This window comes from Pseudomonas danubii, assembly GCF_042980055.1.
Taxonomy (GTDB): Bacteria; Pseudomonadota; Gammaproteobacteria; order Pseudomonadales; family Pseudomonadaceae; genus Aquipseudomonas; species Aquipseudomonas danubii.
On the sequence record NZ_CP116502.1, the window covers coordinates 1,203,836 to 1,226,776 of the forward strand.

Below are 22,941 nucleotides of genomic sequence, written 5' to 3' on the forward strand. Positions count from 1 at the left end.
AGAGCCAACCTGAAATGGATTCTGCCCATGCGACAGAGCGCATGCGCGCCTGGCGGGCCCTGAAAGCTTCCGGGGCCGCGGTCCTGCGCGATGGCGCCTACCTGTTGCCCGATACCGGCGCCTGTCGTGAAGCATTGGCTGCCGTTGAACGGGACATCTTGGCTATCAATGGCACCGCCTTTGTCCTGCCTGTGGTAGACCCGGCCGGCGAACGGTTTATCGGATTGTTCGAGCGTAACGAGGACTACGCCAGGCTGCGCATCGACATCGAGGAGTGCCGGAGCCAGCTCACGGCGGAGAATGCGCTGTCCACTACCAAGCAGATTCGCAAGCTGCGCAAAGCCTACGATCAGTTGACTAGCATTGATTATTTTCCAGGCAAGCCGAAGCAGCAGATCGATGCGGCTTTGCAGGAGTTGGAGACGGCAGTCAGCAGGGCGTTGTCGGCGGATGAGCCACATAGCCGCGACCTACCGATAACGGTGCTTAGCCTTGCGGACTATCAGGGCCGTGTCTGGGCCACCCGCAAGCGTCCCTGGGTCGATCGCCTGGCTTGCGCCTGGCTGATCCGTCGGTTCATAGATCCCAAGGCTCAGATCCTCTGGCTGGATCACCCCCAGGACTGCCCAGACGATGCTCTGGGCTTTGATTTCGATGATGCGGCCTTCAGTCACGTCGGCAACCGCGTGAGCTTCGAAACTCTGCAAGCCAGCTTTGAACTTCAAGAGCCTGGTCTGAACCGCATCGCGGCCTTGGTGCACTACCTCGATATTGGCGGCATTCAGCCCGTGGAGGCTGCCGGCATTGAACGAGTGCTGGCAGGTCTGCGGGAAACCATTACCCATGACGACCACCTGTTGGCTGCTGCAAGTGCCATCTTCGATGGTCTGCTCGCCGAGTTTGTGAAAGAGGAACAACCCAATGAGTAAGGTTTCCGATTCGGCGGTTGAAATGGATCTGCAAAGGCCCGAGCCTATTGGTTTGCGCGAGGCCTTCTGGTTCTGGCTAAAGCTCGGTTTCATCAGCTTTGGCGGACCAGCTGGGCAGATCTCGATCATGCATCAGGAGCTGGTTGAGCGCCGACGCTGGATTTCCGAGCGGCGGTTCCTGCACGCCCTCAACTACTGCATGTTGCTGCCCGGGCCCGAGGCCCAGCAGCTGGCGACCTACATCGGCTGGCTGATGCACCGCACCTGGGGCGGCGTGATCGCCGGCGCCCTGTTCGTATTACCCTCGCTGTTTATTCTGATTGCCCTGTCCTGGATGTACATCGCCTTCGGTGAAGTCCCGGTGGTGGCCGGGCTGTTCTATGGCATCAAGCCCGCGGTGACGGCCATCGTGGTGCAGGCAGCCCATCGGATCGGCTCGCGGGCCCTGAAGAACAATTGGCTGTGGGCCATGGCGGCAGCGTCGTTCACCGCCATCTTCGCCTTCAATGTGCCATTCCCGCTGATCGTGCTGAGTGCGGCGTTGCTCGGCTACCTGGGCGGCCGTTTTGCTCCCGAGAAGTTCAGGATCGGAGGCCACGCCGCTGCTAAAAAGTCCTATGGTGCGGCCTTGATCGATGACGACACCCCATCCCCCGAGCATGCCCGGTTCAGTTGGCTGAAACTGGCGCTGTTGACACTCATCGGCGCTGCGCTGTGGGCATTGCCGATGGGCATCCTGACGGTGCTCTTTGGCTGGCAAGGCACCCTGACGCAGATGGGCTGGTTCTTTACCAAGGCTGCCTTGCTGACCTTTGGCGGTGCCTATGCGGTGCTGCCGTATGTCTATCAGGGCGCAGTCGGCCACTACGGCTGGCTGACCCCGACCCAGATGATCGACGGCCTGGCCCTGGGGGAAACCACCCCGGGTCCACTGATCATGGTGGTGGCGTTCGTCGGCTTTGTCGGGGCTTATGTCTCTCAGGTGTTTGGCGCTGATCAGGTGTTCCTCGCCGGTGCCCTCGCGGCAACCCTGGTCACCTGGTTCACCTTCCTGCCTTCGTTCCTGTTCATCCTCGCCGGCGGCCCGCTGGTGGAGGCGACTCACAACGAACTCAAGTTCACCGCGCCCCTGACCGGGATTACCGCCGCGGTGGTCGGGGTCATTCTCAATCTGGCAGTGTTCTTCGGCTATCACGTGCTCTGGCCCAAAGGGTTCAGCGGCACCCTCGATTGGCCCTCGGCGCTGATCGCCATTGCCGCGGCAGTTGCCTTGTTCCGCTTCAAGCGTGGCGTGATCCAGGTGCTGATGGCCTGCGCGCTCATTGGTTTGACAGTCCATCTGCTGCGCTAGAGAGCGTGCGCTGATCGACAGTTCTCTGGCGGGCATCGGGCCCGCCAGCTCACCTAGCCTATGAGTTAGGCAGGAGGTGTTCCATGAGGTGGATTACCCGCGAACGGCCTAAGATCGACCGCATCGCCTGTCCCTGGCTGATCACCCGCTTCATTGATCCCGAGGCCGAGTTTTTATATGTGCCTAGCGCTGATGTGTTGCGGATCGCCGCGGAGAAAGATGCCGCTCCCTATGACATTCCCGGTGTCGAGCTGACCCACGAGGGCGAGCTGTGCAGCTTCGATGCGTTCCTGAAGAAGTACCAGCTCAACGAGCCTGCCCTGCAGCAGCTGGCCAGGATCGTGCGCGGGGCCGATACCTCGCGCCTGGACCTGACCCCGCAATCGGCAGGGTTGTACGCGATCTTCCTGGGCTTGTCGCAGTGCTACGCCGATGACCATGAAATGCTTGCCCACGGCCTGATCCTGTACGACGCGCTCTACGCCTGGTGCAAGGATTGCCAGGGCGAATCCCACAACTGGCCGCCACAGATGTGAAGCGGCCGGGCCATGAGCCCAGCCCAGAGCTGGGCCCATGACCGGCGAACCAGCTCCTGCATGACTGGGACAGCGGCAGGACCATTGAACCTGCCTTGTCCGAGCAGAAAAAGACCTCATGAACATACGACACAATCGACGTTTCACTCTGCCAGCCTGCGCCGTCCTGTTGGCAGCGCTAGCCATTATGGACATCGCAAGCCTTCGTGACTGTCAGGCGGCCGACCAACCGACTACTAGCGACTTGCCCCTAAAGCATGTCGCCGACATTCCATTACCCGGCGGCGCCACTCGGCTCGACTACGAGAGCTACGACCCAGGGCGCAAGCTGATGTTCATCGCCCATCTTGGCGACGGCGAGGTCATCGCCTTCGACATGCGCGAGTCCCGCGTCGTTGGACGCATTGCGAACATCTCGTCGGTACACGGTGTGCTCGTCATTCCTGAGTTGTCGCGTGTCTACGCATCGGCGACGGGCACCAACGAAATCGTTGCGATTGACGAAGCGAGCCTGGCCATTACCAGTCGCATACCGGGCGGCATCTATCCGGACGGCATGGCCTATGCGCCCGACGTCCGCAAGCTTTATGTATCGAACCAGAGCGGCGAGACCGAAACAGTGATCGACGTAAGCACGAACACGCGTGTCGCGACGATCCCGCTGGGAGGTGAAGCCGGCAATACACAATATGACCCGGTATCGCGGCATATCTTCGTCAATGTCCAGACACGCCAGCAGCTCGTCGAGATCGATCCCGGCACCGACCGGATCGTCGCGCGCATCGACCTACCGGGCGCACGTGGCAACCATGGTTTATTGATCGACCCGCGCAACCGGCTGGCCTTTATCGCCTGCGAAGGTAACGACAAACTCCTCGTCCTGGACATGCGCACGATGCGGGTTATCCAGGCGTTCGAGACAGGGGAAACGCCTGATGTCCTGGCATTCGATCCCGTGCCGGGCACACTTTACGTGGCTGGAGAGACCGGCATTGTCTCGATGTTTCAGGTCAAGGAGGCAGTCGTCACGAAAATCGGCAGTGGCCGCGTCGGCCCGCGTGCGCACGTCGTTGCCGTCGACTTCGCGACACATCGTTCGTATTTCCCACTCAAGGATATCGACGGGCACCCGGTACTTCGGATCATGGAGACGCGGTAGCGCATCCGTGCGGTGCACGTCACCTATTCTTGAGCTGTTCAAACCAATAGTTTACGATCGGCCATATCCCCCCAGGGGGGATATAAGGGCTTTCCATATATTCCAAGTCGACGACTCCGAAGTGTTCGGGAGAGGCCCTGCAACCTACTCGACATGAGGCTTTACATGCTGAAGATCCTGGCCAACCGAACCTACCGTCACCTGTTCCTGGCCCAGGTGATTGCCCTGGTCGGGACTGGCCTGGCAACCGTCGCCTTGGGCTTGCTGGCCTTCGACCTGGCGGGCGCCCAGGCGGGCGCGGTCCTGGGGACGGCGCTGGCGATCAAAATGACCGCCTATATCGGTGTTGCGCCGATCGCCGCGGCTTTTGCCGAACGCCTCCCCCGGCGAACGATGCTGGTGTCGCTGGACCTGGTGCGCGCCCTGGTCGCGCTGGCTCTGCCATTCGTTACGGAGGTCTGGCAGGTCTATGTGCTGATTTTCGTCCTACAGTCGGCCTCGGCCGCTTTCACCCCGACGTTCCAGGCAACCATTCCGGATATCCTGCCGGACGAGGATGACTACACCCGCGCCTTATCCCTATCGCGCCTGGCCTACGACCTGGAGAGCGTAGCCAGTCCGATGCTCGCCGCCGCGCTGCTGACTGTGATCAGCTTCCATAGTCTGTTCGCTGGCACCGTCATCGGCTTCCTCGCCTCGGCGGCCCTGGTGGTCACGGTGGTGCTACCGAAGGCGAAACCGACACCCAGACGCAGTATCTACGAGCGTACCACCCGTGGCATGCGCATATTCCTGGCCACGCCGCGCCTGCGCGGGCTGTTGGCCTTGAACCTGACGGTCGCTGCTGCCAGTGCCATGGTCATCGTCAATACGGTGGTGCTGGTGCAATCGCGCTTCACTTTGCCGCAGAGCTCCACGGCACTGGCACTGGCTGCGTTTGGCGGTGGCTCGATGATTGCCGCGCTGGTCCTTCCGCGCCTGCTGAAAAACATCAAGGACCGGACGGCCATGCTGTTTGGCGGCGCAATTTTGGTCGCAGGACTGGCCGTAGGCATCACCGTGACCAGCTATCAATTCCTGCTGCCGCTGTGGATGCTGCTTGGCGTGGGCTATTCCCTGGCGCAAACCCCAAGCGGCCGGCTGCTGCGGCGCTCGGCAAATCCCGAAGACCGCCCAGCACTGTTTGCCGCCCAGTTTGCGTTGTCCCATGCCTGCTGGCTGATGACCTATCCATTGGCTGGATGGTTGGGTGCCGACATTAGCCTGACTGCATCGTTTGTCGGGCTCACCCTGGTGGCAGGTAGTGCATTGTTGGTCAGTATCGTGATCTGGCGCCCTGTGCATGACCAGGAGTCGATCAAACACACTCACGAGGACCTTCCAGACGATCATGCACACCTCGACGGCCAAGAGGGCCTGGATCATGAGCATCCGTACGTGATTGATGATCAGCATCGCCGCTGGCCCAATAGCTGAGCCTAAGTTTCGAAGGATTGCGAAGGCTCGCTGGTCGGCCGTTAGATCAGGAACCGTAGCGCCTGCAGAGCAGCGAGGTGGCCCGGATAGAACCAGTAACCCCATTGCCGCACCGGCCAGACCTTGAAGGTGAAGGTCTGGCGCAGCAGCCAGAGCCCAATCAGGGGAGCAGCAAAAGCGCTGCCCAAAGCCAGAAGCGAATAGACGTCCAGATCCATGGCCTTGACCACTATGCTACTGCGAGTGTTGCTCAATAGGCAGAGAACCGCTGGCAGCAGCCACAGAAAACCCGGTCGTTTGATCGCCATTAGCGCCGCTGCTGGAACAAGCGCACCGTAAAAACCGTACATCAATGGATCGTCCAGCACATAGACCAGCGCGGCAGCCATTAACGCCAGAGCGCTGCTCAGCGGGGTACGGTGCTGCCATCCCCAGGCAATCACCAGCCCCAATGCCAGGGTCACCAGCACGTTGAATGACCCCGAGCTGCTGATGTAGCGATAAGGCACCTCCGAGATAACCGCGAACACAAGCATCAAGGCGAGGTAGCGTCCGTTCGCGGCAGTCAGCAACTCTCCCGACCTGGAGCGCGCGACGTTGGCTGCGATGGCGACACAGAACAGCGGAAAAGAGAGCCGCCCTGGAATGAATAAATCGCTCATCTGCGGCCACACCAGCCGCAGGTGGTCGATGACCATGGTCAGCATCGCCAACCACTTGATCAGATCAAGGCTACTGCTTCGGCCCTTCAGCGAAGAGGGCTGCCCCGCATGAGCGTCAGTCATGTCCACCCCGTTGCGGCCGCGGTCAGCACAAGATAACGGGCGCCCTTGGCCAGCGTGACGATCAGCAGGAAGCTCCAGAGGGGTTCGCGCATGACTCCGGCGATGACCGTCAGCGGATCGCCAATGAGGGGCACCCAGCTCAACAGCAATGACCAGCGCCCGTAGCGCAGATAGGACTCCCGGGCCTTCTGGAGCTTGCTCTCGCTTACCGGAAACCATCGCTTGTGGCGAAATCGCTCAATGGAACGACCGAGAAGCCAGTTCAGCGCAGAGCCGAGAACGTTGCCGAAGGTGGCGACCACCAACAGCGTCAAAGTGATGTATTGGCCGGAGAGCAGCATCCCGGCCAACACAGCTTCAGATTGCATGGGCAATAACGTGGCGGCACCGAATGCAGCCAGGAACAGCCCGAAATAGCTGGTGAGTTCAAACACTCAAACGACGCCTTGGGCGCTCAAGCCGATCCAGCCATGGATGCCTACGTACAGGCCGACACCGATGATCAACACACTGGAGAGGTAAGGCGCACGACGCGCAACGGTGCCCAGCCAAGGCCAACGGTTGGAGGCCTGCCGTGCCCCGATGGCCGCGGCAGCCCCCACGGTAACCAGGGTGATCGCCAGGCCGATGCTGAAGCACAGGACCAGCATGCCACCCAGCGCGATCTCTTTGACCTGAAGGCACAGCAGCAGGACGGTGATGGCCGCAGGGCAAGGAATCAGTCCGCCAGTCAGGCCGAACATGACAATCTGGCCCGTGGTGACCTCACGGTTGGTGAAGCGCTTGCGGATGTCGTTGGCATGCGCCCGTTCGTGAGCATCCTGATAACCGTCGATCGACAGCTCCAGGCCCTCCAACTCGGAGTGCGCATGGCCGTGGTCATGCTCCTGATATTCCAGATCATAATCGTGGGAATGCCCTGCATGCCCCAGACTCAAGCGCGCACTGAACTCATGCGGTTCAGGGATATCGACCGCCGACTCCAGAAAGCCTTCCCGCTCGACGAACGAAAAGGTTTGAGTACTGCCGTCCGGACGGGTAGTCGTCAGGCGAACGTCCGAGGCGGGCCAGGCATGGCCGGTCAGTGTCTTCAGGCGCCAGTGCGGTGGCATGCCTTGTTCGAAGATCGACAGTTCGACGCGACCATGGCCGGTGTCGATGCGATGGGTTTCATCATGGTGCCCGTGGTCATGGCTGCCGTGGTGGTGATCATCATCCTGCTCGAACTTGAACATCTGCTCGCCGCGCCAGGTACGCCACAGCATCCACAGCGCGATCGCAACGATCAGTACCGCGGAGGCGAGCTGGAAGTAAGGCTCCGTGGTCTCCGCGCTCAGACCTTTGCCCAGGTACATGCCGCCGATCGCGACCAGCCACACTACAGCGGTGTGCGAAAGCGTAGCGGCCAGGCCCAGCAACACGGCCTGTTTTACCGAGCCACGGATGGCCACGATGAATGCAGCCATCATGGTTTTCGAATGCCCGGGCTCAAGGCCATGCAAGGCACCAAGCAAGATAGCGCTCGGGAAGTACAGCCAGGCGTGAGCGCCACCCTGTTGCAGCAGTTCAGCGAAGTTGGGCATGTCAGCGGACCTAGAGATATTTGGTGATTTGCTTGAAGGCTTCCAGCGGCGCGCGCTCACCGTTGTTCAAGGCGGAAACGGTGTCTTCCAGGCAGTGATCGATATGATCCTGGATCAATGTGCGCTTGGCCTGGCACACCGCTTTTTCCACCGCATGCAGCTGTTGGGCTATGTCTACACACTCACGACCTTCTTCGATCATGGCGATGATGCTGCGCAGGTGGCCGTCCGCCCGTTTGAGGCGTTTGATGATGGCCTCATGGCTTTGGTGAGTGTGGGGATGGCTATATTCGTGTTCGTGCTCACTCATGACTTGAGCCTCGGGCCTCAATGAATTAAATTACGTTGGCATCGTATCCCCCTGGGGGGGATATGGTCAAACGCATTGCAACCCTGAATCACGAGCCAAAGCACGATCACTATGTTCAGCAGAACACTGACAACGACGGTGGTATTCGCGCTGGCCCTCGCCATGTTCATGGCCTGGGCCGGGCATACCCGTATGCTGTCAGTGATGTCGAAGCAGCCATCCTGGGAGATTGCGCAAGACGCCCATCACTCCCATGAAGAGCAGGCCGAGATGTCGTGTGCGAGCTGCTCGGATCACTATCACTCCCCCCTGACACCCGACCATCAACACGAGACGCCGCAGCTCACTTCTGCTCTGATCCTGGCGGCTGTGCCCAAGCTATCCATACGGGGCGAGCCCCCCAGGTATTCCGTTCCCCGTGCGCCGATTTTCCTGATCGAGCGCCCACCCCGTCCTTCGCTCGCATCCTGACCATGGCCGCGCCGCGGCCCTTGATCCCTGCAACGAAGGATTTATCCATGCATTCGCACTCGATGAGCGGCGTTGACGCATTCACTGCGCCTTCGCGTCACCCGCTACTGCTGTTGTTTTTATTTGTCGCCGCACTCTTTCTCGGCATGCCCGAGGCCCTGGCGCATGCCGTCGCCGAAGGCGACAAAGGCTTCATCCAGGAAAGCTCCGGCGTCATGCTGCTGCCCTTCATCTACATGGGCGCCAAGCACATGATGACGGGCTACGACCACCTGCTGTTTCTGTTCGGGGTGATCTTCTTCCTCTACCGCCTGAAGGATGTAGGGCTCTACGTCACGCTATTTGCCGTAGGCCACTCGGTGACGCTGCTGCTTGGGGTGCTGACCGAGATCAGCATCAGTTCCTACATCATCGACGCCATCATCGGTTTCTCGGTGGTGTACAAGGCGCTCGACAACCTGGGCGCGTTCCAGCGCTGGTTCGGTTTCCAACCCAACACCAAGGTGGCCACGCTGATTTTCGGCCTGCTGCACGGTTTTGGCCTGGCCACCAAGATTCAGGAATACGAAATCTCGCCCGATGGCCTGATTCCCAACCTGATCGCCTTCAACGTTGGCGTCGAGATCGGCCAATTGCTGGCCCTCAGCTCAATTCTCATTCTGATGGGGTACTGGCGACGCACCGGCAGTTTCTGGCGCCACGCCTATGCCGCAAACGTCGCCATGATGAGCGCCGGTTTCCTTTTGATGGGTTACCAGATCACCGGCCTGTTTATCTCTGCCTAAGGATTCCTAAACATGTTCAACACACCGCTTCCAACCGTTAATGAACTGCCCAGCACCCGCCAATTGGTGCGCTCGACCGTCATTGCCTTGCTGACTGCGCTCGGCCTGCTGGTGACCGTAGTCATGCCTTCGGAATACGCCGTTGATCCAACGGGCGTGGGGCGCGCACTAGGGCTGACCCAGATGGGTGAGCTGAAGATCATCCTGGCCCAGGAGGCGTTGGCGGATGCAGCGCCGCCGCAAGCAGCGGCTCCAGCTCCGCAAATTGCAGAAGTGAAACCTGCTGTGCAACCTGCGGCCCAGCCAGTAGCGAAACTCGATCCAGCCCTGAAAACAGACCAGATGACTGTCACGCTCAAGCCTGGTGAAGGGAAGGAAGTCAAACTGGAAGTGTTGAAGAACAAGACCGTCAGCTATGAATGGACAGCGACTGGCGGGCCTTTGAACTACGACACCCACGGAGAGCCCTACAACGGTGAAAAAGGCTATTTCCACAGCTACGACAAAGGCAAGCAGGTCAAGAGCAACAAAGGGCAGTTCACCGCCAAGTTCGATGGCACCCATGGCTGGTTCTGGCGTAATCGCAGCAACAACGACGTGACCATCTCGTTGAAAGCAACCGGCGATTACCTGGGCGTCAAGCAGTAATCACAGGCGTGATTCCGCCTTTCAACTTTATGGAAATACGCATATGAAAAGTTCTGCGACGCTATTCCGCTCGATTCTTCTGATCACTTTCTTGGGCCTGATGGCCGCATGCAGCGATAGCGAGAAAAGTGGGGAACCTGAAAGCGCTACTCATGGACACTCGCACGAGTGAATCCATAGAACAGAGGTCGCACCTGCGGCCTCTGTTCATTCTTCATTTTTAGAGTCAAATAGATAGAAGTCTTTATAAAAGCAATATTGCGTCAATGAATTTCCTTTCGAATTGGAACGTACGAACGGCCTCCCATTGCAGCACTTTGGCCGGGAGGTCCTTCCCATTGCCGCGATACTCCTGTTTTGGCTAATAATAATTCCGGTTCTACCCCGTCACTCATGAACTTTTCCAGATCCCATTCAAAATGCTCCACCAATGCAGTCCACGCTTGATTAGGAACAGTGGTTAACAAATTTAAGCTCGTTATGTTGGGTGTTCGCTTAAGGCGGTGCATTTCAGAAATCCCCCAAACCACTCGTCTGAGGCGGAAGTGCCAAAGCGATTCGAGATTTTTTTCCAATTGAGCGGTAACAAGAGGGAAGGCCAGCTTTCGCTCACGAACATTGGGAGCTATTTTTTTAGGTAGCAGAGATAGCATATTACTAATATTAACCCTGACTTGTTTCTTACTAATACTGTAGAGTTTAATCACCCCATGATGAATAATATCCGCAAACTCTTGGTCGCGTTCATCAGACAATGTATTGGCATTTACCACCTTTATACTTTTTGATCTAAGCTTTGCATCTAGCCACGTCTTGTCATTAGCGTAGAGCCAAAGCGTAGCTTGATAAGCTCTCACCCAAAGATAGTCTATCGTCAAATCTGGTTTAAAGTCGATCAGTTGAATTATTTTCCGTCGAAATTTCTCCTTTTTAGTATCTACTGCATTTGTAGAATTTTTCTGCACCGCCTTCTCTTTTACATTAGAAAGTAACAACTCTTCCGATAGGCTGCGGACAAAACTCTCTACATCGTTGAACAAGTAGTGGGAAATTATAAGATGCCTGCCTATTGGCATGTCTAACACTCCGCCAATAGTGCTGGTCCTTATCCATTGTTGGTGTTTACCAGAAGCAAAGGCCCTATCGATTTTCGAAAGCACTTCAGGGCCAAAATGAGAAACGATACTGTTGAACAGCTCTGTCGTCGCCATAATTGTACCGCGACGGAAGCCTATGCTTCTTGCACGCCTCCGGTAAGTTCCGATCAAAACATCACTATTTAACGCAGGAACGTCTTTATTAAGAAGGTCTTTCGCAAAAATTGCCAGCGTTTTTTCTACCTCTGTCGCCAACTGGCTAGGTTCTGCCTTAAACGGCGACCACCCGCATATGCAACCACTTGTAAGACAGGGTAATAGTTTGTTCACTCGATAGAATGGGTGTGAGCACTCTGGGCATGCCTGTAGAAGCATCTCGCCATGTTTCCAGCATGCCGTCACACCAGGAATATGATGCGCACGGTGCCAGTATGGAAATCCAGCATCAAGAAGATCAGAAGAAACACATGAAATGCATATTTTTGCCATACTATGTAGGCTGACCTCTCGACGAGGAACTCTAGCCACCTCATCAATTACACTTACTGCATCAGTTTTTTTGTTCTTCAAAACACCGCTAAAAGGTTTATACACCGGAAAAATCGTATTGGAATTTAATAACTCCAATAAATTTTCTTCTTTGTCTCCAGGAAGACGCTCTGCTAGATCTTCGATTTTTTTTGGAATAATCTGTAGCGAGAATGGCGAAGATCCGAAGATATCGCTGAACGTCTCTGCTTCAGTTTTATTCCCTGACAATAAATGATATCGAGCGATTCGAGATTGGAGCGTTTCATCAGGCATCGACACTGGGAAGAAAAGTATTTTCGGCGGCATGCGTAGTTGTCTAGATCACTGACTGTGTTGTTTATTATAGCCCTCTCATCAATCATATATCAAAAAACCCATTACTGACCAGCAGATAACAACAAAAACATCCATATTCCTTAGATACACTAGATACAATATCATTATACCGAGCAACCCTGCCGCACTATATTTAAACTATAGTTCAAACTTATTTTTAGATGAGCACATATATTTGCGCCTGACCTGTTACTTTAAAGATTCTCTGCCTGAATCGACTGGAGGCCTAATGCAGGCAGCCCTGTAAATTGAAGAGCGAGTAATGGGTTTACCGAGTTCCACCAGCTTTTCAGTCGCCCACACCAAACGGCGGTGACGGAACTCCTGATGAGTTTCACACACGGCGTCGAGCGCATCAGCACAAAGCGGGAGTCGGTTCAGTTGCTTCTCAAACCGAGCCAGGGCATCGAGCTCACGGCCGATTCGGGTTTTGCAGATATGTACCGGCTTACCGGGTAATGCTGCAATTGAATGAGCACACTGAACAATTTTCTCCGCCAGAGGCGGGTCCAATTCCTTAAATGGATCGGTCGGTTGCTGCCTTGCATGTGCATCGGTTTTGTCTAAATATGACTTTAGCCATACCTGATCGTTTCGGTACAGCCAGCTGTAATCTTTGCATTCATGCGCAATAACTTTCAGATATTGGCTGGTAAAACGCCCACGTCTCTCCGTTCGCTCCCTTATCAATTTCATTTGCTTCCACTTCTCTCGCCCACCTGAAATAGATCGAATGGCCCGATAGACCCTCACCGCAGAAACGCCGAGTGAGCGCGCTATTTCTTGGGCTCCAGCACCCGATATGGCTTTCTCCCAAATTGACTGATCACCTTTCTTTAGAGCACCCACGCATTCTGCCAAGTACGGTACCGGCCCATCTGGCACACACGAATCCAACGCGTCAGAGCACGACGGAGTGGGTCGCCATACCTGGGGACATATATTTTTCTCATAGGTTAAAACGCTAGAGAGATCGAGACTCAGAGCATTCGCCAACAACAAATATTTGAGAGGGTGATGCGTTCTTCTCGGCTTGCGTAGAAGCTTGGTGATCCAACTCGCTGGCTGACCGCCCACGGTGCCTCTGAGTATGAGGAACTCGCCACTCGCAGGGAGCATCTCGAAGTACTTGCCTAGATAGTCTGCGACTTGCGAGAGGTGTAGCCGACCTGAAGTTGAGGCCAACCCGCACTCAGTTGCACCTTTCAAAAAATGCTCCCGAAGCCAGATTGCGGATTGAGGTGGTGCATTGGCTTGAAGCAACCTCAGTGAGCTCTGGGCAAGAGAAAGCATGCTACGCCGCTGGCGACTATCGAACTGTAAGGGAAACGAGTGTCTTTGTACTTCCTCGTCTAACGGTAAATAGAGCTTTCTGAGGCCTCTGGCTAACCAATGGTGATCAACGGCCAACAAAGGGCTCTGGTCATGTGGGCAAATCCAGACTCCCGGTAACTGATGCACACGGTGCCAATACGCCGTGCCGTAGTGTTTGAGGTCTTTACTCACACAGGTAGGGCAGAACCGCGTTCTCGACGTGCTTTCCAAACGACTGGCAATGAGGCCAAGCCTGAGTTTGAGCCCATTCCCTCCTTGATTGAGCATTTGAGTTTGAGCGCCGATGAGTTGACGCTCGGTCAGAAACGGTTGGTAATACGGCAGTAACGTATGCCGGGAAATGATTGTGTACTGATCAAGATTTACCCCTGTGGGCAATGCCCGCAGGAGTTCACCCAAATGGCACGGAAGTGGGAGATTACGAGCGAAACTTCCGTCGCCTGTGGCAGCATCGAACACCGCTGCCCAAGATCCTAGTCCAGATAAACGAACGTACCTCGAAAGAAGGCTGTGTAGCGTCTCGTCAGGGCAGGCCGCAGGAAAGAAATGAAATGCATGTTCCATTTCAGCCTCACAGATCACACCTTTCGATGCGGAGGAGAAAACTCGAACACATCAGTATTCAGCCAACCTTCTTCGCTCAACCTTTCCAGTGGATTCTCAGCCTGAGCTATCTCAGCAGATTTTGTTAACTGCCTCGACTTTTCCACCCCTATTGGTTTGGCCCTTGATGTGTTCTCCATCTTCTCCGATGAAATTCCTGGCCGGGGCATGGGCGTAATACTACGCAACAGTGCCAGTCGATCCTGCGCATCATTCACGTCCAGTGTCATCATGACTTGAAGCTGATCGTCGATCGGCAGCAAGTCCTCGAAGCGGTTTAGCTGCCGAGGATCTCGGCTACGCAGTGCCGCAAGCGCCGGCTTCAGGATGTGCATTTTCGTGTCAGACACTCGCCTGAATGTACTTGGTGTAAGCCGCTCCTCGCCACTCTGAATCGCAAAACGCTGCCCTAGAATAAGTAGCTTCACTAAGAAGTCAGTAACACCCTGGGTCAAATCATAGAGCGTATCAAACAGCTCATCTGTCAGCGGGCTATCTTCACGACACCACTGATACGCCCAGAGAGACTCCACCATCATTCTCCAAAGCGGATCATCTTTCTCGAACCTCTTGAATTCGACAGCACCGAGACCACATCCTCGCCTGGCGTTTCGAAGTACGTCAGAAAAGAGACTGATCATCGAATTGGTGCCAATGAACACTACTGGGATGCCAATGGAGTTGATCAAGTTGACGAAGAAGTTGAGCATGTTGTCTTTGCCGCCAGTGCGGGCAGAACGTAGATGCTGAATTTCATCGATCAGCAAAGCACCGACAAAGTAGGTGCTCGCGACCTGCTCCATACGTTGGATGAGGTCAGGTAAGCCATCTCGCGCGCGATAGCTATTGGCATACCGATCTTGGCCAATGGCGTGGTCGATCGCGCGAAAAAATGCCCGACACAGACCACTCAGTGAACCATCAAATGGACAGTCCAGTTTCAACCATGTGATCTGCATCTGCACGAACGACCGTCCGGCATAGCGTTGATGAATGATTGTTTGCGGGTACAACCGAAGAATCGACTCAAGCGCAGTAGACTTTCCGATTCCACTCAGACCAACAAGACTGAACGTGTTCGCGGTTGAGCGAAATCCCTCCGAACCTCTTCCCGTTGAAAGTGAGTGTAAGTGCCTGACTGTGCTCGTCGACATCGGGTTACGCCCGACATATCCACTACGAAGCAGAGAGGAAAACGCTGACTCAAGTTCAAGATGAATTGGGAGAGGCTGAACAATCGAGCGAATGCGGTCGATGCAATGAAGCCGGACAGATTTGTCGAGCTGCTTCTCTTCGTCGATCAACGGCGGGAAGTGGGAGATCCGTGAAGCAGCATCACTCTCACAGAGTATTGGTGGTAGCGCTTCGATCAACGGATTTCCTTGAAACTCCAGAACTGGAGAATCGATATATTCTGCAAAATTCTGAGAACTCTGAATCACTTTCTACCTCCAGGTCGAAGCCGACTTAGCAGATCAATTACCTCACCACCCCGGCTGCCGGCATAATCATCAGCAGCGCCTACGCCTTCTTTCGATGTTAGGTCACCCTGACTTGTGTTGGCAGCTCTCAAATTTTCAGGCACATACGACTCAGATCGCTCCTGCATGCGCTCATGAGACCTATTGTTCCGAATGTTGCCAAGCTTCTCCGCCTTCGACCCCGGCTCCAACGTCGATTTTTTTTCTTTCGCTGCGTTCGCCACAACGCCCGAAATTGTTGCATCAAGCGCAACGCGACTGGCCAGTTTGGAGTATTTTTTCTCTGGAGACTCTTGCTTAACAATCGCCAGCATATCGATCACTTCCTCCAAGCGAACGCCACGATATCGCTCTTCAGAATTTCGCAGATCACAGCGTATGAAATGGCGATCGGGCCCCTGAATCCAGATATGTTCCGTGCAATTCGGGTCGTACCAACAAGTAACGCTGCTGACTCCTCTGTGGCGGGCACGAGCAAACCAGTTCTGCTCAATTGCCCAGTCACACACGTAGAACATCCCCTTAAACTTGACTCCACCCTTTTGGACGGAGCCATTGTCTCGGGGCAGTAGGTGAAGATAGATCAGCTCCTCCGACTGGGTATTGGCTTCAATTCGGTCATTTCTCAATGCCCAATTCCATATGTCTAGCGGTGTAGGCTCGATCTGATCGGCAATCATCTCTTTAGTGAGCCGATCTGGCTGACGGTTATAGCGGTTGTAATGAAGAACCCCTTCAATAATGATCTTCGTAAACTCCGCCAAGTTCAGCGTGGCATCAAGACGGTTATCGCGCTCCCCCCTTTCTCTAATACGGCTACGCACAGCCCCAGCAATCCAGTGAATTTGCGTTGTAGTATTTAGAACCTTGAACGAGCTTTCCACGATCGCCTTCCAGTCTGGGCGATAGGGAGGAGCAATGCCCAGATTAATGCGTAGCCCAGTCGCGAGTCCCTCGGCTGCAACGCTAAGCATTTCACCACGGTCAGCAAAAACCTCGTGTGGCAAGTGATGACAAGGCCAATCGGCGGCTTCAATTTCAACACCATTGGCCGCACAGAAATCCACCTTCGACGTGAACGCGTTGTAGAGGGCTTGGCGGGCACCGTTCCAACTTGGCCCCTCCAACCCCACAAACAACCCAACGATCATTCCCGAAAAAGTATCGATGACGACGTACACGACCGGACGGCCGATGATCCAGTTACGGTTGTAACGACTGACGAGATAGACATCTGCGATAGTGGCATCGATTTCAAACAGATGACCTGGTCCTCTCAAGCCTTCTCGAACCGTACCACTCAAAGGTCGATGATCTTTTTGCCAGTTGCGCTCGCCAATGCGACCTCTCAAAACGGCAATATCGTCGAAAGCTTTATGGCCCCAGTAAGCAAACTGCTTGGCGGTGGGTAGCTCACTGGCAGGAAGCAACGGAGCATTGTCGTCTCCATCGTCCGGCATTGTCTTGATCTTATAAAAGCGCCGGAGCATTTTCACGTAAGCATCCGCAATGGTTCCGACGGTACCTTTTGCAAACAGTGCAAAGCCAATCTTGATGCAGCCTTTGTCGGCTTCAGTGAGAACTTTCGATTGAACTGAAGCTTTCACTCCGTGGAATAGCGCTGGCCGTCCTGGTTTCTGCCCCTCACGGTACTGCCGAGGTTTACCGGGGGCGCCGGCATTCACTCGATCTGCGAGCAGAGCGTTGCGTACCTGCCCCCCCATCCAGTATCGGTACAGCAATCGGTAAATGGTCTTTTTGGGAGTATCGAGTCGTAAGCCTTGAGCTTTAACCATTTGCCCCATGGCGTCGGGCTGAAAAATCTCGTCAGGAGGATCAGTGTCGACCAGAGCTTGGATGCGAGCCCAGTTGTTATCCCGAAAAACCTTCTCCTTATCTGAAAGATCCTCTTCGACCTTCATCATATAAGTCGGAGTAGCTACTGAGACTGTCTTGATATCACCAGAATTCAGCCAGTTTTTCAGCTCCGACAAGTGCATTACCCATGGGCGTTTGGGCGTGCGCTCAATAGTCATCAATACGATCTGATCGCTGCGCTTATCAATCCAAAGGACTCTCACCATTCCCTTCAAGAGATGGGGCTCAGTCAATGCCTCAAGGATGTCGTTCCTGGATAGATCCACTATTTCAGCCCACCTTCAATTCGTGATCTTGATTGCTGGAAGGCCAAACGATCTTGATCGTCGGCAGCGTGCTTTTCATCGAAAGCCGCTCAGCTGTGAGATCCAATAGGACGTATTTGTGCCAGACTAGGTGCATAAACATGGCTTTGGCGTCGGTGTAAGGAAGAAACAGAGCCCCTGCGATGTGACGTAGGACACGATCCAAAGGCCATTGGTACGCTTGGATTCGAGAAAGCTCCTCCAAGAAAGACTCAATGAGCGGGCGCTGTTGGAGATGCCGCTGGAGGAAAGCTGATTTTCGAAACCAATCAAGATTCTGGATAAGAGTGGCGGGAACGTTTTTCTCGGTGACGATGTTCCAATCCACCCCCCTGTCGTTCCAGTAGGCTCGCTCAATCTGAAATTTTTCCAAGGTACCTTTCAGCCCTTTCCCGCTCTTAAGTGAATCAGTGTATTTGAGCGTCCGAGCAGCCAACCGTGTACTTCCGTCAGGCTGGCGAATGGTGAGCAAGAAATCGGTCGTCATCACATAAGGCAGCTTGGTACCTGGGTATGTGGGATAGCGAATATTCAGCGAATGAGCAATCGACTGGGCTGTTGATTGTGGAAGGATTGGATACTGCTCACGGATGTCCAAAACCTCAGGGGAGAACTCAGTTACGAGTAGGTACCCATACTCAAGATCAGACAGCAGGTGATGGAGCCGGTTGACCTTTACTCCCTGTACCTTACGCGACCGGCCATGGGAGGGAACGTCCTGAACCCTTAGCCAGGGCACGTAAAGCTCCTGACTTCCTTGCCCAAAGCCTTTTTCGATATGCCGATCAATATCGGACTGCGTTTTGAAGCTACGACCACGCAAGCCAACCTCCCATACCTTCTGCAGCCTCCACATATCCCCAGAAATGGAATGTGTACAAAAAGTCCTAGGAAAAAAACATCACTGTGAATAAGTCTGAAACCTCTACCAGACTACCCCTCCAGCGAGCTCACATCCCAAAATCAGACATATGGTGGAGGAGATCAAAAAAGAAAAGCCCCTGAAATCAGGGGCTTGAGGATTGTGTCAAAATATATTGCTTGGTGTCAGAATATTTTGTCTGTTGTCAAAATATATTGTCAAAAACCACGCCTGGCAGGCAGCTGTGGATAACTCACTCCACGGTCACCGACTTGGCCAGGTTGCGCGGCTGGTCGACGTCGGTGCCCTTGAGCACGGCAACGTAGTAGGACAGCAGTTGCAGCGGGATGGTGTAGAGGATCGGCGAGAGGATGTCGTGGATGTGCGGCATCTGGATCACGTGGGTGCCTTCGCCATTGGTCATGCCGGCTTGTTCGTCGGCAAACACGATCAGCTCGCCGCCACGGGCACGCACTTCCTGCAGGTTGGATTTGAGTTTTTCCAACAGCTCGTTGTTCGGCGCCACAGTGACCACAGGCATGTCGTTATCCACAAGGGCCAGGGGACCGTGCTTGAGCTCGCCGGCCGGGTAGGCTTCGGCGTGGATGTAGGAAATCTCCTTGAGCTTGAGCGAACCTTCCATCGCTACTGGGTACTGGGCGCCACGGCCGAGGAACAGGGTGTGGTGCTTGTCGGCGAACAGCTCGGCGGTCTTCTCCACTACGCCGTCCATGGCCAGGGCTTCGCCCAGGCGGATCGGCAGGCGGCGCAGTTCTTCTACCAGCTCGGCTTCGACGCCGGCGGCCAGGGTGCCACGTACCTGGCCCAGGGACAGGGTCAGCAATAGCAGGCCCACCAGTTGGGTGGTGAAGGCCTTGGTCGAGGCCACGCCGATTTCGCGACCGGCCTGGGTCAGCAGGGTCAGGTCGGACTCGCGCACCAGGGAGCTGATGCCGACGTTGCAGATGGCCAGGCTGGCCAGGAAGCCCAGCTCTTTGGCATTGCGCAAGGCCGCCAGGGTGTCGGCGGTTTCGCCGGACTGGGAGATGGTCACGAACAGGGTGTCGGGCTGCACCACCACCTTGCGGTAGCGGAACTCGCTGGCCACTTCCACCTGGCAGGGGATGCCGGCCAGTTCTTCCAGCCAGTAACGGGCCACCATGCCGGCATGGTAGCTGGTGCCGCAGGCAACGATCTGCACATTGCGCACCTTGGCGAACAGCTCGGCGGCTTGTGGACCGAAGGCCTGCACCAGCACCTGATTGGCGCTCAGGCGACCTTCCAGGGTGCGCTGCACCACGGATGGCTGCTCGTGGATTTCCTTGAGCATGAAGTGACGAAACTCGCCCTTCTCCGCCGCTTCGGCGCCATCGCGGTACTGCACTGCTTCGCGCTCAACCGCTTTGCCGTCGATGTCCCAGATCTGCACGCTGTCGCGGCGGATCTCGGCAATGTCGCCTTCTTCCAGGTACATGAAGCGGTCGGTGACCTGGCGCAAGGCCAGTTGGTCGGAGGCGAGGAAGTTTTCCCCCAGGCCCAGGCCGATCACCAGCGGGCTGCCGCTGCGGGCTGCCACCAGTCGGTCCGGTTGGCTGGCGCTGATCACCGCCAGGCCGTAGGCGCCGTGCAGTTCCTTGACGGTGGCCTTGAGGGCCACGGTGAGGTCACCCAGGTCCTTGAGCTTGTGGTTCAGCAGGTGGGCGATGACTTCGGTGTCGGTGTCCGAGGTGAACGCGTAGCCCAGGGCGCTGAGCTGCGCGCGCAGGGCTTCGTGGTTCTCGATGATGCCGTTGTGCACGATCGCCAGGTCGCCGGAGAAATGCGGGTGGGCATTACGCTCGCACGGCGCGCCGTGGGTGGCCCAGCGGGTGTGGGCGATGCCCAGGCGGCCGACCAGCGGCTCGCTGGCCAGGGCCTGTTCCAGTTCGCTGACCTTGCCCGGGCGGCGCATACGCTCAAGCTTGCCGGCGTTGGTGTAGACCGCCACACCGGCGCTGTCGTAGCCGCGGTATTCGAGACGCTTGAGGCCTTCCAGCAAAATGGCGGTGATATTGCGTTCAGCAACGGCGCCAACAATTCCACACATGGTTTTTCTCCTAGCTGACAGCCGCGCAAATCAGAGTTATGCCGCGGGCCTGGATTTGGTCGCGGACCTCAAAGGGCAGGCGATCATCGGTAATAAGGGTATGGACGCTGCTCCATGGCAGCTCCAGGTTGGGAATCTTGCGGCCGATCTTGTCGGATTCGACCATCACCACCACTTCACGAGCCACTTCGGCCATGACCCGACTCAACCCCAGCAATTCGTTGAAAGTGGTGGTGCCGCGGGCCAGATCGATGCCGTCGGCACCGATAAACAGCTGGTCGAAGTCGTATGAGCGTAGAACCTGTTCAGCCACCTGGCCCTGAAAGGACTCGGAATGGGGGTCCCAGGTGCCGCCAGTCATCAACAGCACGGGTTCGTGCTCCAGCTCGCTCAGGGCGTTGGCCACATTCAGCGAGTTGGTCATCACCACCAGGCCGGGTTGCTGGCCCAGTTCGGGAATCATGGCGGCGGTGGTGCTGCCACTGTCGATGATGATTCGTGCGTGTTCCCGGATGCGCTGTACCGCGGCCCGGGCAATCGCCTGCTTGTAGAGGGACACCGGCTGGCCAAGGTCGCTGACCAGTTCCTGAGGCATGGTGATGGCGCCGCCGTAACGACGCAGCAGCAAGCCATTGCTTTCCAGAGCGGCCAGATCCTTTCGAATCGTAACTTCAGAGGTTTCGAAACGCTTGGCCAAAGCATCAACACTCACTTCGCCCTGTTCATTGAGCAAGGCAAGGATATTGTGGCGGCGTTGAGGGGTATTGCGCTTCGACATGGTGGCTTAAGTTTCGATTCGAAAGATAACAGGCGCAATAAAAACCTATGATCGAAACTTCGTCAAGCGGGGGAGGTGAAAAAATTCGCCGGCAAGCCGGCTCCTACACCGATCAGTAGGAGCCGGCTTGCCGGCGAACAGGGTTCCACGGTTGTGGATAACCTCAGTCTTTCTTGATCTTCTCCGGCCGCTTCCAGCCGTCGATGTTCTTCTGCCGGGCCCGACCCACTGCCAGTTGGGCAGGCGCGACATTCTGGGTGATGGTGGAGCCGGCGGCCGTGGTAGCACCGGACAAGATATCCACAGGTGCCACCAGGGAGTTGTTGGACCCGATGAACACGTCTTCGCCCATGACAGTCTTGTGCTTGTTCACCCCGTCATAGTTGCAGGTGATGGTGCCAGCGCCGATGTTGCTGCGAGCACCGATCACCGCGTCACCCAGGTAAGTCAGGTGACCGGCCTTGGCGCCCTGGCCCAGGTGGGCATTCTTCAGTTCGACGAAGTTACCCACATGGGCACGGGCCTCCAGCACGGTGCCGGGGCGCAGACGGGCGAACGGGCCGGCATCGCTGCCCTCGCCCATGACCGCGCCGTCGAGGTGACTGTTGGCCTTGATCACCACACCCTTGCGCAAGGTGCTGTCCTTGATCACGCAGTTGGGGCCAATGATCACGTCGTCCTCGATCACCACTCGGCCTTCGAGAATCACGTTGATGTCGATCAGCACGTCGCGGCCGACAGTGACTTCGCCGCGCACGTCGAAGCGTGCCGGGTCGCGCAGGGTCACGCCCTGGGCCATCAGCCGGCGCGCCGCGCGCAGCTGGTAGTGACGCTCCAGTTCCGCCAACTGCTTGCGGTCGTTGGCGCCCTGCACTTCCATGGCGTCGTGGGGCTGTTCGGTGGCGACAATCAGGCCGTCGCTGACTGCCATGGCAATCACGTCGGTGAGGTAGTACTCGCCCTGGGCGTTGTTGTTGGACAGGCGGCCGGTCCAGTCGCCGAGGCGTTTGCCGGGCACCGCGAGAATCCCAGTGTTGCCTTCGGTGATCGCGCGCTGGGCTTCATTGGCATCCTTCTGCTCGACGATGGCGGTGACCTTGCCACTGGCGTCACGGACGATGCGCCCGTAGCCGGTCGGGTCATCCAGCTCGACGGTGAGCAGGCCCAGTTGTTCCGGTCCCACTTGCTTGAGCAGGCGCTGCAGGGTCTCGACTTCGATCAGTGGCACATCACCATAGAGGATCAGCACCGTGTCGGCGGTAATGAAAGGTACAGCCTGGGCCACCGCGTGGCCGGTGCCCAGTTGCTTGTCCTGCAACACGAAATTCAGGTCATCGGCCGCCAGGCGCTCACGCACCGCGTCCGCGCCGTGGCCGATCACCACGTGGATGCGCTGTGGGTCGAGTTGCCGGGCGCTGTGGATAACATGCCCGAGCATGGAGTTGCCGGCGACCGGGTGAAGCACCTTCGGCAGCGCCGAGCGCATACGAGTGCCTTGACCCGCGGCGAGGATAACGATTTCGAGAGACATGACTGGCTACCAATCCTGGGGGGCCGGCGACTGCGACCAAGGGGGGTGAATGGCGGAAAATAAAAAGGGTAGCCGAGGCTACCCT

Annotated in this window: 19 protein-coding genes and 1 pseudogene; 7 read left to right on the top strand and 13 right to left on the bottom strand. The window is 56.4% G+C overall.

What is annotated here, in order from left to right; all coding sequences use genetic code 11:
- Nucleotides 1–14: 14 nt before the first annotated feature.
- From PFZ56_RS05700 to PFZ56_RS05720, 5 genes are all read left to right on the top strand, one after another.
- On the top strand, nucleotides 15–929 hold the full coding sequence (locus PFZ56_RS05700; RefSeq protein ID WP_394304614.1) for a chromate resistance protein ChrB domain-containing protein: 915 nt from the start codon (nucleotides 15–17) through the stop codon (nucleotides 927–929).
- A complete protein-coding gene (chrA, locus tag PFZ56_RS05705; protein ID WP_394304615.1) occupies nucleotides 922–2,280 on the top strand; it encodes a chromate efflux transporter in 1,359 nt (452 codons plus the stop codon). The genes PFZ56_RS05700 and chrA overlap by 8 nt, the downstream gene beginning before the upstream one ends.
- An 83-nt stretch (nucleotides 2,281–2,363) precedes the next feature.
- Nucleotides 2,364–2,816, top strand: coding sequence for a chromate resistance protein ChrB domain-containing protein (locus PFZ56_RS05710; RefSeq protein ID WP_394304616.1), 453 nt, complete (start codon nucleotides 2,364–2,366; stop codon nucleotides 2,814–2,816).
- 118 nt (nucleotides 2,817–2,934) lie between these two features.
- Nucleotides 2,935–3,975: a YncE family protein gene (locus PFZ56_RS05715; protein WP_394304617.1), complete on the top strand. Its 1,041-nt coding sequence runs from the start codon at nucleotides 2,935–2,937 to the stop codon at nucleotides 3,973–3,975.
- Nucleotides 3,976–4,140: 165 nt separating this feature from the next.
- Nucleotides 4,141–5,451 (top strand): MFS transporter, encoded by a 1,311-nt coding sequence (locus tag PFZ56_RS05720; protein ID WP_394304618.1) that lies wholly within the window; start codon nucleotides 4,141–4,143, stop codon nucleotides 5,449–5,451.
- Nucleotides 5,452–5,492: 41 nt separating this feature from the next.
- Here PFZ56_RS05720 and PFZ56_RS05725 read toward each other — a convergent pair whose 3' ends face one another.
- The 4 genes from PFZ56_RS05725 to PFZ56_RS05740 are packed head-to-tail and all read right to left on the bottom strand — an operon-like array spanning nucleotide 5,493 to nucleotide 8,129.
- Entirely contained in the window at nucleotides 5,493–6,236 is a 744-nt protein-coding gene (locus PFZ56_RS05725) for a TraX family protein (RefSeq protein ID WP_394304619.1), read from the bottom strand.
- Entirely contained in the window at nucleotides 6,233–6,670 is a 438-nt protein-coding gene (locus tag PFZ56_RS05730; protein WP_394304620.1) for a YqaA family protein, read from the bottom strand. The genes PFZ56_RS05725 and PFZ56_RS05730 overlap by 4 nt, the downstream gene beginning before the upstream one ends.
- Nucleotides 6,671–7,819 (bottom strand): nickel/cobalt efflux protein RcnA, encoded by a 1,149-nt coding sequence (locus PFZ56_RS05735; protein WP_394304621.1) that lies wholly within the window; start codon nucleotides 7,817–7,819, stop codon nucleotides 6,671–6,673.
- Nucleotides 7,820–7,829: 10 nt separating this feature from the next.
- Nucleotides 7,830–8,129, bottom strand: a complete 300-nt coding sequence (locus tag PFZ56_RS05740; RefSeq protein WP_394304622.1) for a metal-sensing transcriptional repressor — start codon at nucleotides 8,127–8,129, stop codon at nucleotides 7,830–7,832.
- 518 nt (nucleotides 8,130–8,647) lie between these two features.
- Here PFZ56_RS05740 and PFZ56_RS05745 point away from each other — a divergent pair.
- Nucleotides 8,648–9,385 carry a HupE/UreJ family protein gene (locus tag PFZ56_RS05745; RefSeq protein WP_394304623.1) on the top strand — a complete coding sequence of 246 codons (738 nt, stop codon included), beginning with the start codon at nucleotides 8,648–8,650 and terminating at the stop codon, nucleotides 9,383–9,385.
- Between the two features lie 12 nt (nucleotides 9,386–9,397).
- Nucleotides 9,398–10,033, top strand: coding sequence for a transmembrane anchor protein (locus PFZ56_RS05750; protein ID WP_394304624.1), 636 nt, complete (start codon nucleotides 9,398–9,400; stop codon nucleotides 10,031–10,033).
- A 263-nt stretch (nucleotides 10,034–10,296) separates the two neighbouring features.
- Here the strand turns inward: PFZ56_RS05750 and PFZ56_RS05755 are convergent, their stop codons facing one another.
- The 9 genes and pseudogenes from PFZ56_RS05755 to glmU all read right to left on the bottom strand — a co-directional run bounded on the left by PFZ56_RS05755 (nucleotide 10,297) and on the right by glmU (nucleotide 22,856).
- Complete coding sequence (locus tag PFZ56_RS05755; protein ID WP_394304625.1) at nucleotides 10,297–11,967, bottom strand: TnsD family Tn7-like transposition protein; 1,671 nt, start codon at nucleotides 11,965–11,967, stop codon at nucleotides 10,297–10,299.
- A gap of 219 nt (nucleotides 11,968–12,186) precedes the next feature.
- Nucleotides 12,187–12,846 (bottom strand): TnsD family Tn7-like transposition protein, encoded by a 660-nt coding sequence (locus PFZ56_RS05760; protein ID WP_394304645.1) that lies wholly within the window; start codon nucleotides 12,844–12,846, stop codon nucleotides 12,187–12,189.
- 165 nt (nucleotides 12,847–13,011) lie between these two features.
- Nucleotides 13,012–13,896, bottom strand: a pseudogene (locus PFZ56_RS05765) (TniQ family protein); the annotation flags it as partial.
- A 14-nt stretch (nucleotides 13,897–13,910) separates the two neighbouring features.
- On the bottom strand, nucleotides 13,911–15,374 hold the full coding sequence (locus PFZ56_RS05770; protein ID WP_394304646.1) for an ATP-binding protein: 1,464 nt from the start codon (nucleotides 15,372–15,374) through the stop codon (nucleotides 13,911–13,913).
- Nucleotides 15,374–17,500 (bottom strand): Mu transposase C-terminal domain-containing protein, encoded by a 2,127-nt coding sequence (locus PFZ56_RS05775; RefSeq protein ID WP_394304647.1) that lies wholly within the window; start codon nucleotides 17,498–17,500, stop codon nucleotides 15,374–15,376. The genes PFZ56_RS05770 and PFZ56_RS05775 overlap by 1 nt, the downstream gene beginning before the upstream one ends.
- Before the next feature lie 64 nt (nucleotides 17,501–17,564).
- Nucleotides 17,565–18,422, bottom strand: a complete 858-nt coding sequence (locus PFZ56_RS05780) for a TnsA endonuclease N-terminal domain-containing protein (RefSeq protein WP_394304626.1) — start codon at nucleotides 18,420–18,422, stop codon at nucleotides 17,565–17,567.
- A 292-nt stretch (nucleotides 18,423–18,714) separates the two neighbouring features.
- On the bottom strand, nucleotides 18,715–20,547 hold the full coding sequence (glmS, locus tag PFZ56_RS05785; protein WP_110594160.1) for a glutamine--fructose-6-phosphate transaminase (isomerizing): 1,833 nt from the start codon (nucleotides 20,545–20,547) through the stop codon (nucleotides 18,715–18,717).
- Nucleotides 20,548–20,557: 10 nt separating this feature from the next.
- Nucleotides 20,558–21,325, bottom strand: coding sequence for a DeoR/GlpR family DNA-binding transcription regulator (locus PFZ56_RS05790; protein ID WP_102862410.1), 768 nt, complete (start codon nucleotides 21,323–21,325; stop codon nucleotides 20,558–20,560).
- A 163-nt stretch (nucleotides 21,326–21,488) separates the two neighbouring features.
- A complete protein-coding gene (glmU, locus tag PFZ56_RS05795; RefSeq protein WP_170001383.1) occupies nucleotides 21,489–22,856 on the bottom strand; it encodes a bifunctional UDP-N-acetylglucosamine diphosphorylase/glucosamine-1-phosphate N-acetyltransferase GlmU in 1,368 nt (455 codons plus the stop codon).
- Between the last annotated feature and the right edge of the window lie 85 nt (nucleotides 22,857–22,941).